The organism is Neobacillus niacini (genome assembly GCF_048572935.1).
Classification (GTDB): Bacteria; Bacillota; Bacilli; order Bacillales; family Cytobacillaceae; genus Neobacillus; species Neobacillus niacini.
On the sequence record NZ_CP183883.1, the window covers coordinates 3,886,008 to 3,900,196 of the forward strand.

Sequence of the window (14,189 nt, forward strand, 5' to 3'; positions counted from 1 at the left end):
TTATTATCCTGAAGGAAGTGAAGGATCCTCCACTGATAGCCATTTCACCTTACTCATATGGAACGAGTTTAATGTTATCGCCATCCTTAACGTATTCAAATAAATTGAGGGCTTCTTCAGAAATTGCATGATGCTGCTGTTCACTAAAAGAATAGGTGGCATTTACCCCTTTATAGTCTTTGATGGATTCTAAAGATTTGATGATATCTTCTGATTTCGTACTTTCTGCATTTTTAATTGCTTCAAACAGAACATTTGCACCATCATAAGCATTTGCTACGTTTAAAGACATAAATAGCTGTGGATTTTCTTCGTCATTGCCCCAATAGCGATCAGCACCGTATTTTTTCTTGTACGCATCCGCAAATTTTTGTGCTTCTTTGGATAGTGGTTCCTGCCCTAGAGCCCCAATCATCGAGCCAATAGTCCCTAGAACTAAATCACCCGCTCCTTCTACATATGGATTTGACAGAGCACCATTTGTTGCAACAAGCGGTACATTCAGTCCTAAACGATCCATTCCTTTTTTAATATTGGCAAGGTCAGCACCCAGTCCAACGACAACCACAACTTCCGCACCAGCATTTTTTATTTTTGATAATTGAGAGGTCATATCGGAAACGCCTTGATTGTATTCTTCACGAGCAACTGGTTTAACGCTAAAATCCTTTTCTAGCATTTCTGAAATCAAATCAATCCCAGACTTTCCGTAAGCCGTACTTTCGTGAAGCAATGCTACCTTTTTCCAGTTCTCACCAGCAAATTTCCCTAGAACATTCGCTTCTACGTCATTCTGTAAAGCAAAGGAGAATACATTTTTCCTTGGTGGTTGGTTCGTTCCATTTGGATAGGTTACTGAAACGGTTTGTGGAACAATATTCATATGGACCATCCCTTTGGCTTCCGTAATCGGAACAGTGGCAAGTCCTGGACCGCTTCCTGCAGGGCCAATAAGCGCAACAACCTCTGGATCTGCAATTAATTGTTGAACATTTGTGGCGGCTTTATCAGGAACTAATTGATCGTCTAAGATTTTAACTTCAATTTTCTTACCGTTAATTCCGCCATTTTTATTCCATTCTTCAATGGCTAATTCCACCCCGCGTTTATTCCCTTCACCATATTCACTATAAGGACCTGTAATAGCGGAGGTCATACCGATTTTAATGGTTCCTTTATCAGAATCTTCTTTTTTCCCACCTGAAGAATTCGTTGAAGTATTAATGGCAGAATTACTGCATGCTGTAATAAAGAACAAGATTAATCCGAGTGCGATTACTGAAAGCCTTTTTATCATTTTGCGAACCCCCAAAAATTTTAATAGGATCTTGGCATTCCCAAGTTATGTTGAGCAATAAAGTTTAAAATCATCTCTTCTGAAACAGGAGCAATTTTAAAGAGTCGAACATCTCTCCATATCCGTTCAACATGGTATTCTTTTGCATAGCCAAAACCACCCAACACTTGCATGGCTCGATCACATAATCCGAATGCTGCTTTACCAGCAATTAATTTTGCTGTATTCGCTTCTGCACCATTCGGGAGTGATTGATCGTATAGCCAAGCGGCCTTGTAATTCATCAATTGAGCCACATTGATTTCAGCACTTAACTCAGCAAGCGGGAATTGAATTCCTTGGTAAGCACCAATCGGCGTATTGTTGAATACAATTCTCTCTTTTGAATAATCTACCGCTAATTTAAGCGCGAGTTGACCTGTACCTACTAAACCAGCCGTTGTGACAATTCGTTCGGCGTTTAGAGTATCAACGAGATAACGCCAGCCTTTACCTTCTTCGCCTATTAGATTGTCTTTATGAACTTTTAAGTTTTCGATAAACACTTCATCAGATTGGACACAATGTGTTCCGACTTTTTCAATCGCCTGCGTTATAATCGCGGGATCTTTTGCGTCCACTAAAAATAAACTGATGCCATCTGTTTTCCTTTGAACATCTTCCTTTTTCGTTGTCCTTGCTACAAGCAGCATTTTGTCAGCAACATTCACACCTGAAATCCAAGTTTTCTGACCATTAATGATATAATGATCACCCTCTTTTTTAGCAAAAGTAGTGATTTCAAGCGAGTTACTTCCCGCGTTCGGTTCTGTTAGAGCCATACAAAAGTTCATTTCACCAGAAGCAATTTTAGGCAAGTATTCTCGTTTTTGAACTTCGCTTCCATGAAGTTCAATGGTGATTCCTCCGAATACGGGGGTCAGCATAAATAACTGACCAACGGTTGAACCTGCACCCGCTTTTGCAAGTTCCTCAATGACCATTGCCATTTCCACTAGACCTAGGCCAACGCCTCCATATTCCTCGGAAATCGCAACACCGATATAGCCGTTTTTCCCTAGTTCACTCCATAATTCATGGACAAATTCATGCTTTGCATCTTTTTCCCGCCAATATTCTAAGCCAAAGTCATTGGCAATTTTTCGAACACCTTCTCTTAACATCAATTGATCTTGGGTAATTTCAAAGTTCATTATGCTCGCTGCCTCCTAGTTTCTCTTAATTGCCTTTTAAGGACTTTTCCTGAAGGGTTTCTTGGTAATTCATCTACGAATTCAATTTCTTGGGGAACCTTGTATTTTGCTAGCTTTTCCTTGCAAAAGGAGAGAAGTTGTGACTCCGTTATGTTCTCGCCTTTCTTTGCAACAATGAACGCTTTTGGAACCTCTCCCCATTTTGGGTGTGGGATCCCAATCACAGCAGCTTCTATCACCAGCGGGTGCTCATATAACACCCTTTCCACCTCAAGGGAAGCAATATTTTCTCCACCGCTGACGATCATATCTTTCTTCCGGTCCGTGATGAACAAATATCCTTCTTCGTCCAAGTAGCCCATATCTCCAGTATGAAACCATCCGTTTCGAATCGCTTTCTTCGTTGACTCTTCATCTCTCCAGTAGCCCTTCGTCACCTTCGGTCCGCGAAAGACAATCTCGCCAATTTCACCTGGCGGGACACTGTTTCCATTGTCGTCGACAACACTCATATCCAAGTGTACGCAAGGTTTGCCTACAGAGCCAAGCTTTTCGAATGTTTTGGAGCGCGGGAGGAAGGTGTCACCTGAAACAGTTTCTGTTAACCCATAGGCGTCACAGAACCAAGCATTTTTAAATAGCTTCTGTACCTTTTCAATTAATGGTTCTGGCATCCGTTCTCCTCCCGCAATAATGAAGCGGATGGAGTCAAGATTATATTGATCTGCTTTTTCAAATTGAAGTAACATATTAATCATGGCTGGTGCTAACCAAATATTGGTCGGCTTTTCTTTTTCAATGGCGGCAAGTACTTTCTCGGGATCAAATTTTCTTAAAATGACAACACTGCCTCCGCGGTGCAATACCCCAGTGGAAGGAAGATCCAATCCGCCAACATGGTATAGAGGACCAACAATTAACGTTTTATCCTCAGGTCCAATGTTAAAGGTCCAAATGTGACCTATATTTTTCCAATATAAGTTTTCAAAAGAAATCTTCACCCCTTTTGGTCGAGAGGTTGTTCCGGATGTATACATTAAGCGATGTAAATCGTCCATTTCTACATGTGCATCTTGTACGTGTGTACCTAAATTGGAATCTATTAAATTTTGATAGGAAATCCATGAATCATCCTGTGTTACGGATAGAGAAACATAGTGTTCGAGTTCGGGTAAACTTCCGCGAATGCTATCAATCTCATTCTGGAAATCGTCCTCAGTGATAATCGCTTTAGCACCAGCATTTCCTAAGATATAAGCAAGTTCATCAGATGCTAAGCGAAAATTAAGCGGCAGAAAAGTTGCTCCAATTCGATTCACGGCAAAGATTATTTCAAAAAATTCAGAACAATTAAATAGTAAAATTCCTACTCGGTCTCCCCGTTCGATGCCAAGAGAGAGAAGCCCTTGTGCTAGGGCATTCACACGATCATTCAGCTCTTTATATGTAATTCGTTTATCACCATAAACGATTACTTCTTTACTAGGACTTTCTTGGGCCCATTTTTTAACGATAGATGAGTAGTTGATATTTCCTTCAAAGCTCAATGTGCTCTCCCTCCAAAATGGTTATCTTCCTAAATAATTAGGTTTCCTTTTTTCTAAAAATGCACTTAACCCTTCTACACGATCCTCCGTACTAAAGTTGACAAGCCAAGCTTCTGCTTCTAAACTTAAGGCATTATCTAAGGAGATTTCACTTCCTTGGTTAATCGCTTTTTTGGACTGAATCACAGCCATTGGACTATTTAGCAATATGCTTTCAGCTAGTTCTACACAGCTGCTCATGAGTTCATCATGTGGGACGATTTTGTTCACAATTCCTAGTTCTTTTGCTTCTTGGACAGGTATACGTCTTCCTGTAAAGACTAACTCTTTTGCTACACCCTTCCCTACTAATCTAACTAACCTTTGAGTTCCTCCCCATCCTGGGTAAAGTCCGATACAAACCTCAGGGAGACCCAATTGTGCCTTATCTGACGCGACGCGAATATCACACGCTAATGCTAATTCGGTTCCGCCACCTAATGCATAGCCATTAATTGCAGCAATCACTACTTTACTGCTGTTCTCTATTTTTCTTAAAACGTTTTGACCTCTATAAACAAAGCGCTCACCTTCAATGACGGTCATTTGTCTCATGGCATCGATATCTCCGCCAGCTACGAATGCTTTCTCACCGCCGCCTGTAATGATGACAACGCGAATCTTTTGATCTTTTTCGATTGTATTAAAAATAGTTTCTAATTCATCTAGGACCTCATCATTCATCGCATTTAACACTTCTGGACGATCAATCGTGATAGTAGCAATTCCCTCCCCGATTTGGGTACGAACATATTTTACTTTTTCCATGGATATCTCTCCCTTTATACATGAATTCCTTTGCCCATACTTTCTAAAGCAGCATCTAGTAAACCTTCAGATAAGGTAGGGTGCGGATGGATCGTTGCTGCTATTTCCTCTGGTGTCGCTTCAAGGTTGATAGCTAGTACTCCTTCTGAAATTAATTCAGACGCATTGTGTCCCACGATATGAATCCCAAGGATTTGATTATATTTTTTATCGCGAAGGACTTTAATGAATCCCTCTGCTTTTCCATTTGTGATAGCGCGGCCATTTCCGTTAAAATGGTACTTACCAATCTGGTAATCTAGATTTTTTGCGGATGCCTCTTTTTCTGTTAGACCAACAGAAGCGATTTCAGGTGAGGTGTAAATGCAACGTGGAACAGAATCGTATTTGATTTCTTTTGAATATCCCATACAATTCTCAGCTGCAACCATTCCCTGTGCTGAGGCAACATGTGCTAGATTTTCTTTTCCAGTTACATCTCCGATTGCGTAAATAGAAGGGATATTGGTTCGAAGGTGTTCATCGACCTTGATGCCTCTATTTACTACCTCAAGCCCTATTTTTTCTAGTGTTTCAATTCTCGCTTTCCTGCCGGTTGCAACAAGAATCTCTTTCACAACAATTTCTTGATAATGGTCTTTGTGCTCAATGTATAGAGTCTTTTCTCCATTTTCTACTTTAATTTCTTTTACTTTTGAAGAGGTGTGGATTTCGACTTCATCTTTTTGGAGTGACTTCTTTAGGAATTGTGCGACGTCATGATCTGCACCAGGCAGAATTTGGTTTTCGCTCTCAATCAGTACAACTTTCACACCTAATGGAGCATAGATACCAGCAAATTCACAACCGATGGCCCCTGCACCTATAATCGCAATACTCTCAGGTAATTCTGTAATGGAAAGAGCTTCTTTGCTTGTCAATGGATGGGCATTTCGTAAACCTGGAATGTTCGGAATATAGGCCTCGGAACCTGTAGCTAAAATAATATTCTTAGAAGTAATCCTTTCTATTTCACCAGTGCTCTTGGTAACATTCACCTTATTTGGAGAGACGACCTCACCTACCCCATTTATAACGGTGACCTTACTTTTCTTCAGTAAATGACGAACTCCATTTTGAAGCTGCTGAATGACCGCTTCCTTCTTCTGTAATAATTTCGAAAAATCTATTGAGGGCTCTGGATAATAGACTCCATATTCAGAGGATAGGGAGTGAAGTTTTGTCAGTTCTGCTCCTTTGAGCAATGTTTTGGTTGGAATACACCCTTCATTTAAACAAACGCCACCGAGCTCATTTCGCTCAATTAAAACTACTCTTCCTCCTAATTGAGCAATACGAATAGCTGCAACATACCCGCCGGGACCACCGCCAATGATAACAGCATCATAGCTGGGTAAAACGGTTTCATTAGAAGGATTCTTAAACACTTCCTCTGCTGAAGGAAGTACCGTATTTTCGTCTTGCTCCTTCTCTGACTGGGTCGTAAGCAGCGTCGCTAATGGTTCGCCAACGACAACTTCCTCTCCTTCTTGCTTTAAAATACTTCCAATAACGCCACTTTCTGGAGCTTCTACTTCCACTGTCAATTTCTCTGTCATTAATTCGGCAACGGTGTCATTTTTATTCACTTTATCACCTTCTGCCACTAACCACGTGGTGACAGTTGCCTCCGTCATCGTTAGACCTGCTTTAGGTACAATAATATCCATTTTCATTATTTTTCTCCTAATTTTGAAGTAACAGAATTTCATCTGGATTCTCAATGAAATGTTTAATTTTCCCCAAAAACTCTGCTGCCGGTGCCCCATCCATCACACGATGGTCAAAAGATAGGGAAAGGACCATTGTTTTTCCAATACGAATTTGACTGTTTTCTACAATAATGTCTTCTATCATTCTACCAACGCCAAGAATAGCACTTTCTGGTTGGTTGATCACCGGAGTAAAGGCATCCACGGCATACATCCCTAAATTACTAATGGTAAATCTACTGTTTTCCATATCGGACGGTTTTAACTTTCCAGTTCGTGCTTTGGTTACTTTATCCTTCAAGTCAACGGAGATTTGTTCAAGCGATTTTTGATCTGCTTGGTGAATGACTGGAACGATTAACCCTTCCTCCTGGGCCACAGCTACCCCAATATTAATATCGTTATGGTAGGTGAGCACTTCTTCCTCTAACGAAACATTTATCTTTGGATGTTGTTGTAGACTTGCAGCAACCATTTTGATAAGCAAATCGGTAAAACTAATTTTGAAAGAATGTATTTTCATATATTCGTTTCGATAGTTAACAAGGTTTGTTGCTTCAGTTTTAACTGTCAGGGTCACGTGAGGAGCATTTCTTTTACTTTCCGCCATCCTTGTGGCAATTACTTTTCGAACGCCCGCTAGTCGGATTTTCTTTTTGTCAGTATGGTTATGTAGAGGTTCGATTTGTTTTAAGATATCTGTACTGACAATTTTCCCGTCTTGACCGGTCCCTTGTATTTTTTCAATATCAATATTTTCAATTGTGGCTATATTTTTTGCGAGTGGAGTGATTTTTCTAGGTTGTTTCTTAGGTGGGGTTTGATCCGATATCGGATGATTCAAGTGTTGTGTATAGTAAATGACATCTTCTTCAATAATGCGTCCATTGGGACCACTTCCGTTATAGTGTGATAAATCCATTCCTAATTTCTTTGCTAGGGCTCTTGCTCGCGGAGAGGCAAAGGAAGTTTTCTCTATTAACAAGTTCAAGATTCCCTCCTCCTTTATGAATGACCGGCAATTGAGAATTGGCGCCCAACGCAGATTTTATTAACCGCTTGGATGATATCATTTTCATTTGGCAAATAATAGTTTTCGAGTGGTTTACTGTATGGCACAGGTGTAAATGGTGCAGCAACTCGTTGGATCGGTGCGTCTAGATAATCAAAGACTTCTTCTTGAACCATAGCAGCAATTTCCGCACCGACGCCGCCAATTTTAACCGCTTCGTGTACAATGATAAGTCTGCCAGTCTTTTTAACGGATTGTTTAATGGTTTCTGTGTCTAAAGGTGAAATCGTTCGTGGGTCAATAATCTCAGGAGATATTCCGTTATTTTCGAGCATTTGTGCCGCAGCCAAAGCTTTGTTAACCATTTGGCCTAGAGCAACAATGGTAACATCCTTTCCTTCTTTGACAATTTTTGCTTGCCCTAGTGGAATCGTATAATCTTCTTCTGGTACTTCCCCTTTCATCCCGTACAACGCTTTATTTTCAATGAATACTACAGGATTATTATCGCGAATCGAAGCTTTCAATAACCCTTTCGCATCATATGGATTTGACGGCATGACTACTTTTATCCCAGGGATATGAAATAGAAGCGCTTCCAAACTTTGCGAATGTTGAGGACCGGCATTTACTCCAGCTCCACTTTGAGTCCGAATGACTAATGGCAATGTCATTTGTCCCCCGGACATATATCTCATCTTGGCCGCTTGATTAATAATGGGATCGAAACATACCGCGATAAAGTCCATAAACATGATTTCAATGACCGGTCTCAACCCTGTAGAAGAGGCACCCACTGCCATTCCAACGATTGCAGACTCACTTATCGGTGTGTCGATGACACGTCCAGGACCAAATTCATCCAATAATCCACGTGTAATTCCAAATGAGCCACCTGCATTCGCCACATCTTCTCCGGCAATAAACACAGTCGGATCTTTCTGCATTTCTTCTTTTAGCGCATTATTAATCGCTTTGTTATATCGAATCAGCATAATTCCACCTCCAATTTAAGCGTATACATCTTCTAATGTTGACAATTCATCTGGTAAAGGACTTTCACGTGAAAACTTTTCTGCTTCATCTAGTTCGCTTCTGACAGCTTCTTCAATTGAAAGTAGTGAACTTTCCTGGATATGATATTCAGATAGTAGGAGAGAACGGAAATTTTTAATCGGATCGTTTTTCTTCCATTCATCAATCTCACCCTCTGGCCGGTACCGTTGTGGATCTCCTTCAAAATGACCACTCCAGCGATTGGTTACACATTCTACTAGGAAAGGTCCCTCTCCATTTCTAGTCCGATTTATGATGGTTTTCATAGTTTGATAGACTTCTAAAACATCATTTCCATTTATTAAAAAACTCTCAATGCCATAGGCTGCTCCTCTTTCAACGATTGTTTTAACAGGTAAATGCGTTTCCCGCGGGGTAAATTCTGCATACTGATTACTCTCACAAACAAAGATAATTGGTAGTTTAAGGACAGCGGCCATGTTAACTGCTTCGTGGAAATAGCCAATGCCGGTAGCACCTTCACCAAAGAAAGGAATTACGACTTGACCTTTGTTGTTCGTTTTGGCTGTAATCCCAGCCCCAACGGCAATCGGCATACCTGCTCCGACAATTCCATTGGCCCCGAGAATCCCTAAATCCACATCGACAACATGCATCGAACCGCCTTTTCCTTTACAATAGCCCGTTTCTTTCCCAAATAACTCGGCCATCATCTTTTTAACATCTGCACCCTTTGCAATACAATGTCCATGTCCTCGGTGCGTACTCGTAATATAATCTTCTTTTGATAAACTTTCACAAATACCAGACGCCACCGCTTCTTGACCTATGTATAGATGCAGAAAGCCTGGAATCAGTCCATCTGCGAACAAACTAGAAACTCTTTCTTCAAAGCCGCGGATCTTGACCATCGTTTGATAAAGGGACAACAACGTATCATTCGAAATTTGGCTCAACCCTTCTTCCCCCTTTTATAGAGTTAATCATTTAGAATTCCATGCTTGATAATGTTCAAGTAGATTTTTGCTATTTCATCCAGTGGTTTTTCGCCATTTGGATTGTACCAGTGATACATAAAGTTACTTGCACCTAAGATAAAGAAGCTAGCTATTCGGCTGTTTTCTACATTAAAAACGCCATTTATTCTTCCTTCTTCCAAAACGTTAATAAAGATGCCTTCATATTCATCTCGATTATTTAACACGATTTGATAATTCTCGGGTGATAGATTATTGTACTCTTTATAAAAAATGGTGATATCATCTTTAAAATCCTTAATAATTTCTAAGTGGACTTTTAATAATTTCACAAGCTTTTCTTCCGTTGGAAGTGTTTCTTCTGCAATTACTTTCAACTTCGAAAGACCTTCCGTTATAAATCGTTCGTGGAGCAAAAAGAGAATTTCTTCTTTTGATTTTAGATAATGATATAATCCACCTTTCGTGATCCCCGCAGCATCTGCAATATCTTGAATGGAAGTTCTATTAAACCCTTTCTTCACAAAAAGCGTTAATGCTTGATCCAAAATTTCTGCTTTTCGATCTTGGTTTTTGCTCTGTACTACATTCGTCATTTTTAAAACCACCTTAACTAGTATCACTACATATTTCAAAACCGACCGGCTGTCCGGTTTTTTTATCTGTTTTTAGCATACCGGCTGTCCGGTTTTTTGTCAACAACAAATTTTCAATCATTTGAATTTTTAGAAAATGGTTATCATTTTAAGTTTTTAGAGCTTATAGGTTCCATAAATCTTTATTGAATCTAAACATGAAGTTTACATTGCTTTAATAATGAATTGATATGATTGGATTATCAACGAATGAGGGGGCAACGGAAATGAATGTACGTGCAGTATTTATTGATATGGATGGTACACTACTTAAGGCCTCAAACGATATTTCCCACCGTAATAAAGAAGCTATCTATAAGCTCATTAACCAAGGAGTCAAAGTGTTTCTAGCCACGGGGCGACACTATGAAGTAACTGCTCCCTATCATAAAGAAATTGGATTACGAACTCCGATGATTTGTTTGAATGGTGCTTCTATTCACGAAGCTAACACAGGAAGAGCTATTCATATGAAAACAGTCAGCTTGAACGAAGATCGATTCCACCATCTGACATCTGAACAGCCTTGCAATGTTATCATCCATACGGTAAATGGACTATATTGCAAGAAGACGGATGAAGAAATTGATTATTGGACAAAAATTGGGCTTATTCCACCTCGCTATATTGGAGATTTAAGGCTGGCCAATTATCAAGACGTTCTAAAATTTAGTGTTCGAACGGGTGCCCCAAGCCCTGAATTATCTGCTTTTTTTAAACAAGAAGCAGAAGTCATTAATTGGAATGATGGGTTTGAGTTGCTCGCTCCAAATGTTTCTAAATGGTCAGCCATTAAGAGATTGCTTCGCGAATTACGAATGAGTCCAACGGAAGTTGTAACGATTGGAGACGGTCCAAATGATATCGAGATGCTTCGCAATGCCGGTACTGGAGTGGCCATGGGGAACGCGAGCGAAGAGATTAAAGCCGCTGCTGATTTTGTTACAGCACACCACGAACAGGATGGAGTAGCTGAGTTTATTGAGCGTTATCTTCTTAAGTCATATAACTCAATGGTGATTTAGGGTATTTTCATTTTGCTTCATAATGTAAAAATACTGCAGCCTAGGGGACTGCAGTATTTTTTATATCTGGTAAAGGGATTCATTGGCTATTACTTCTACTGCTGCCAAACTCTTAGGCGGAGATTTTCCGGCTATTGATACAGAGGAAGCTTAAGAAGTAGATATAAGCGGAGCTATTCCGATTAACTGCTCTAATAAAGACAATATCCACCGATTTGGATCCAATAACCGGAAAAACTCCTCTTATTTTTAAGGTTTTATACTAATTTTCCAATTTAGCCGGAATTTTTCCGGTTATTTTACAAATCATAGTGAAGTCAACACTCAGTTATAACGAAGGTTCGCAGTACCTTATTCATTTACTCTCATACGATCAATCTGAGACCTTACTCACTAAAAACGCTGAATTCTCCAATACTGAAAATCCATTTTTTTGATAAAAGTGATAAGCTGGGACGGTTTTTTCAGTAGCTAATGTTATATGCTGCACATCTTCAGCTCTCAATCTATCATTTATTAGAGATAGAAAAGTACTACCTGCACCTTGACGTTGATTATTTCTTGAAATAAAGAATTCCTTAATAAAATATTCTCGGCCTTCCCACCAGTTAAAAATATAACCTAATGAACAGCCAATTAGCTCTTCTTTTTCATCAAATAAAGCAATTGAGAGCGAGTTATTATTATCTGTTAAGTCCTTCATATATAAATCTAATTGTTCTTTATTCCACTTATCAAACCAAGGTTCATTTGAGAAAACATCTAAGAATAACTTTTTCATTTCCTCGTGATCGCTTGTTTTTAAAATTCTTACCTTCATTTAATTATCCTCCTATGTCCTTATCATGAATGTGTACTGTTCTTATTCTCTTTACAATAACCCACTTTTAAAGGGAATTATCATAGAGAAACCCTGCTACGCAAAAAATTAGCAGGGCACTTCATTTATTTTACTATCTGGATTATATTATTAATCTGTATACCCCATCAACAGACGCGCATAGGGAGAATCAGATGGAAGGACGATAACTGCCTTGTCATTGATTGTCTTTTTATATGATTCTAACGTACGGTACATGGAATAAAATTCTGGATCTTGAGAGAACGATTCATTATAGATTCTCGCTGCTTCCGCTTCCCCTTCAGCACGAATGGTTTCTGCCTCAGCTTTTGCCTTTGCAAGCAATTCCTGTACTTCTCGATCCGTATCTGCCTCAATTCTATTCTTTTCGGCATCACCCATTGATAAATATTCCTGTGCCTTCGATTCTCGTTCAGAAATCATTCTCGTGAATACGGACTGTTCATTCTCGGAAGGAAGGTCGGTTCGCTTCATCCTTACATCTGTAACGACGATACCATAGTTATCGTTTCCAAGAAGATCATTGACCTTCTCCGTAATCCTGTCATTTAAAGAACCACGTGAGGATTTTTCATCATTAATAATTTCATCATAGTTTAACTGCCCAAGCTCTGAACGAACGACGGAGTATATAAATTCCTCCATACGGGATTCCGCTTTTTCAACCGTTCTTGCATTGGTGATCATTTTTTTCGGATCTTCAATTCTCCAAATGGCATAGTTATCGATGAGCATCCGTTTCTTATCCTTTGTGTTGATCTCAGCTTCAGTAACATCATACGTCATTTGATATTTTGGCAGTGTCGTGACACTTTGAATGAACGGAACTTTATAGGTTAGTCCAGGGGTTTTCACAATCCTTACCACTTCCCCAAACTGCCGAATCACTTTATATTCGCCTTCTTTAACTACAATGAGATTGGAAATGAATACTGCTAAGAGGATGATGACGATGATGAAAAAGCCGCCAACTTTAGTGTAGTTTTTCCAGTTGAATCCTTTTGGTCCACGACCGTCCATATTTACTACATTACTCATTTTTTTCACTTCCTTCCCCAGTTGTCTTTGGCTGTTGGTTTTCCAAAGGTCTGATAGGGAAATACTTTAGCGTATCACCATTATCCTTCATAATATAGATTTCAGCATTAGGGAGAACCTGTTCAAGCGTTTCCAACATTAACCGCTGACGTGTAATGTCAGGATTTGTTCGGTATTCCTCATATAGCTTATTGAATACAGAAACATCCCCTCTAGCTGTTTCAATCCTTGCTGCTTGATCACCTTGGGCTTTTGACTTGAGAGCAGCCACTTCCCCTTTGGCTTCATTCGTCCGTTTGTTTCGATATTTCCCCGCTTCGTTAATCTTTGTGTTCATCGTTTCACGTGCATCTGTTACATTTGTAAAGGCTTTTCTTACCTCGTCATTTGGCAGTTCCACATCCTGAAGCTTAACGGCCAGAATGGAAATACCGATATCATATTTTTTAACCAAAGTGGATAAAAGGTCCCGGACATCGGCTTCGATCTCAGCCTTTCCAGAGGTTAAAGCATCATCAATTTTAGAACTGCCGATAATACTTCTTAAAGATGCAGAGGTAGAATTAAACAATATTTCTTCTGGATGCTCCGCATTAAACAAATATTTGGCAGGATCGGTTATTTTCCATTGGACAACTAAGTCCGCTAACACAATATTTTCATCACCTGTAATCATTTTGGTTTCCTCTGGAAACTCTTTTACTTTTCCATCTTTCTCTTCATAACCAAATTGCAGACTAAAGGTTTCCTTTGATAGCGTTTCAACCGATTGAATTGGCCATGGCATCTTAAAATGTAACCCAGGTTCGGTAACTCCTTCTTCAACCTTTCCAAAGGTAATAATTACGGCTTGCTCACTTTCATCAACCGTATACCATGTGGTAAAACCAACAATAATGAGGATAGCGCCTAAAATAATAAGTCCAACTGTTTTATAGATCCTATTTATATTTCCCATGCTGTCTCCCCCTCTTTCTATTAGGCTATAACTTTATTACGGCTATTTTACAAAAAAGTTTCAATATTTG

The 14,189-nt window shown here is 39.5% G+C and carries 13 protein-coding genes; 1 reads left to right on the plus strand and 12 read right to left on the minus strand.

The window, feature by feature from the left end; genetic code table 11:
- Positions 1 to 49: 49 nt before the first annotated feature.
- The 9 genes from ACN6MT_RS19220 to ACN6MT_RS19260 form a co-directional block, all read right to left on the minus strand.
- Positions 50 to 1,297 carry an ABC transporter substrate-binding protein gene (locus ACN6MT_RS19220; protein WP_419887565.1) on the minus strand — a complete coding sequence of 416 codons (1,248 nt, stop codon included), beginning with the start codon at positions 1,295 to 1,297 and terminating at the stop codon, positions 50 to 52.
- Positions 1,298 to 1,317: 20 nt separating this feature from the next.
- Positions 1,318 to 2,490 carry an acyl-CoA dehydrogenase family protein gene (locus tag ACN6MT_RS19225; protein WP_063253322.1) on the minus strand — a complete coding sequence of 391 codons (1,173 nt, stop codon included), beginning with the start codon at positions 2,488 to 2,490 and terminating at the stop codon, positions 1,318 to 1,320.
- Positions 2,490 to 4,037: an acyl-CoA synthetase gene (locus ACN6MT_RS19230; protein WP_419887566.1), complete on the minus strand. Its 1,548-nt coding sequence runs from the start codon at positions 4,035 to 4,037 to the stop codon at positions 2,490 to 2,492. Before ACN6MT_RS19230 ends, ACN6MT_RS19225 begins: the two co-directional genes overlap by 1 nt.
- Positions 4,038 to 4,058: 21 nt before the next feature.
- Positions 4,059 to 4,844 (minus strand): enoyl-CoA hydratase/isomerase family protein, encoded by a 786-nt coding sequence (locus tag ACN6MT_RS19235; protein ID WP_419887567.1) that lies wholly within the window; start codon positions 4,842 to 4,844, stop codon positions 4,059 to 4,061.
- A gap of 14 nt (positions 4,845 to 4,858) precedes the next feature.
- Positions 4,859 to 6,559: a dihydrolipoyl dehydrogenase gene (gene lpdA, locus ACN6MT_RS19240; protein ID WP_419887568.1), complete on the minus strand. Its 1,701-nt coding sequence runs from the start codon at positions 6,557 to 6,559 to the stop codon at positions 4,859 to 4,861.
- A 10-nt stretch (positions 6,560 to 6,569) separates the two neighbouring features.
- Complete coding sequence (locus ACN6MT_RS19245; RefSeq protein ID WP_419887569.1) at positions 6,570 to 7,586, minus strand: dihydrolipoamide acetyltransferase family protein; 1,017 nt, start codon at positions 7,584 to 7,586, stop codon at positions 6,570 to 6,572.
- A 14-nt stretch (positions 7,587 to 7,600) separates the two neighbouring features.
- The gene (locus tag ACN6MT_RS19250) at positions 7,601 to 8,605 is read right to left on the minus strand and encodes an alpha-ketoacid dehydrogenase subunit beta (protein ID WP_419956485.1); all 1,005 of its coding nucleotides are present in this window, start codon (positions 8,603 to 8,605) and stop codon (positions 7,601 to 7,603) included.
- A 12-nt stretch (positions 8,606 to 8,617) separates the two neighbouring features.
- The gene (locus ACN6MT_RS19255) at positions 8,618 to 9,535 is read right to left on the minus strand and encodes a thiamine pyrophosphate-dependent dehydrogenase E1 component subunit alpha (RefSeq protein WP_419956486.1); all 918 of its coding nucleotides are present in this window, start codon (positions 9,533 to 9,535) and stop codon (positions 8,618 to 8,620) included.
- Between the two features lie 68 nt (positions 9,536 to 9,603).
- Complete coding sequence (locus ACN6MT_RS19260; RefSeq protein WP_063253316.1) at positions 9,604 to 10,197, minus strand: TetR/AcrR family transcriptional regulator; 594 nt, start codon at positions 10,195 to 10,197, stop codon at positions 9,604 to 9,606.
- Between the two features lie 266 nt (positions 10,198 to 10,463).
- On the opposite strand from ACN6MT_RS19260, the gene ACN6MT_RS19265 reads away from it, so the two are divergent.
- Entirely contained in the window at positions 10,464 to 11,261 is a 798-nt protein-coding gene (locus ACN6MT_RS19265; RefSeq protein ID WP_419887570.1) for an HAD family hydrolase, read from the plus strand.
- Positions 11,262 to 11,634: 373 nt separating this feature from the next.
- Here ACN6MT_RS19265 and ACN6MT_RS19270 read toward each other — a convergent pair whose 3' ends face one another.
- The 3 genes from ACN6MT_RS19270 to hflK all read right to left on the minus strand — a co-directional run bounded on the left by ACN6MT_RS19270 (position 11,635) and on the right by hflK (position 14,119).
- Complete coding sequence (locus tag ACN6MT_RS19270; protein WP_419887571.1) at positions 11,635 to 12,081, minus strand: GNAT family N-acetyltransferase; 447 nt, start codon at positions 12,079 to 12,081, stop codon at positions 11,635 to 11,637.
- Between the two features lie 150 nt (positions 12,082 to 12,231).
- Positions 12,232 to 13,161 (minus strand): protease modulator HflC, encoded by a 930-nt coding sequence (gene hflC / locus ACN6MT_RS19275; RefSeq protein ID WP_419887572.1) that lies wholly within the window; start codon positions 13,159 to 13,161, stop codon positions 12,232 to 12,234.
- Entirely contained in the window at positions 13,154 to 14,119 is a 966-nt protein-coding gene (hflK, locus tag ACN6MT_RS19280) for an FtsH protease activity modulator HflK (protein ID WP_419887573.1), read from the minus strand. The genes hflC and hflK overlap by 8 nt, the downstream gene beginning before the upstream one ends.
- Between the last annotated feature and the right edge of the window lie 70 nt (positions 14,120 to 14,189).

Excerpts from the sequence above, each read along its gene's own strand:
- ACN6MT_RS19235 (WP_419887567.1), bottom strand. The coding sequence starts at position 4,844 with ATGGAAAAAGTAAAATATGTTCGTACCCAAATCGGGGAGGGAATTGCT.
- ACN6MT_RS19270 (WP_419887571.1), bottom strand. The coding sequence starts at position 12,081 with ATGAAGGTAAGAATTTTAAAAACAAGCGATCACGAGGAAATGAAAAAG.
- ACN6MT_RS19225 (WP_063253322.1), bottom strand. The coding sequence starts at position 2,490 with ATGAACTTTGAAATTACCCAAGATCAATTGATGTTAAGAGAAGGTGTT.
- hflC (WP_419887572.1), bottom strand. The coding sequence starts at position 13,161 with ATGAGTAATGTAGTAAATATGGACGGTCGTGGACCAAAAGGATTCAAC.
- lpdA (WP_419887568.1), bottom strand. The coding sequence starts at position 6,559 with ATGAAAATGGATATTATTGTACCTAAAGCAGGTCTAACGATGACGGAG.
- ACN6MT_RS19220 (WP_419887565.1), bottom strand. The coding sequence starts at position 1,297 with ATGATAAAAAGGCTTTCAGTAATCGCACTCGGATTAATCTTGTTCTTT.
- ACN6MT_RS19255 (WP_419956486.1), bottom strand. The coding sequence starts at position 9,535 with ATGGTCAAGATCCGCGGCTTTGAAGAAAGAGTTTCTAGTTTGTTCGCA.
- ACN6MT_RS19260 (WP_063253316.1), bottom strand. The coding sequence starts at position 10,197 with ATGACGAATGTAGTACAGAGCAAAAACCAAGATCGAAAAGCAGAAATT.
- hflK (WP_419887573.1), bottom strand. The coding sequence starts at position 14,119 with ATGGGAAATATAAATAGGATCTATAAAACAGTTGGACTTATTATTTTA.
- ACN6MT_RS19265 (WP_419887570.1), top strand. The coding sequence starts at position 10,464 with ATGAATGTACGTGCAGTATTTATTGATATGGATGGTACACTACTTAAG.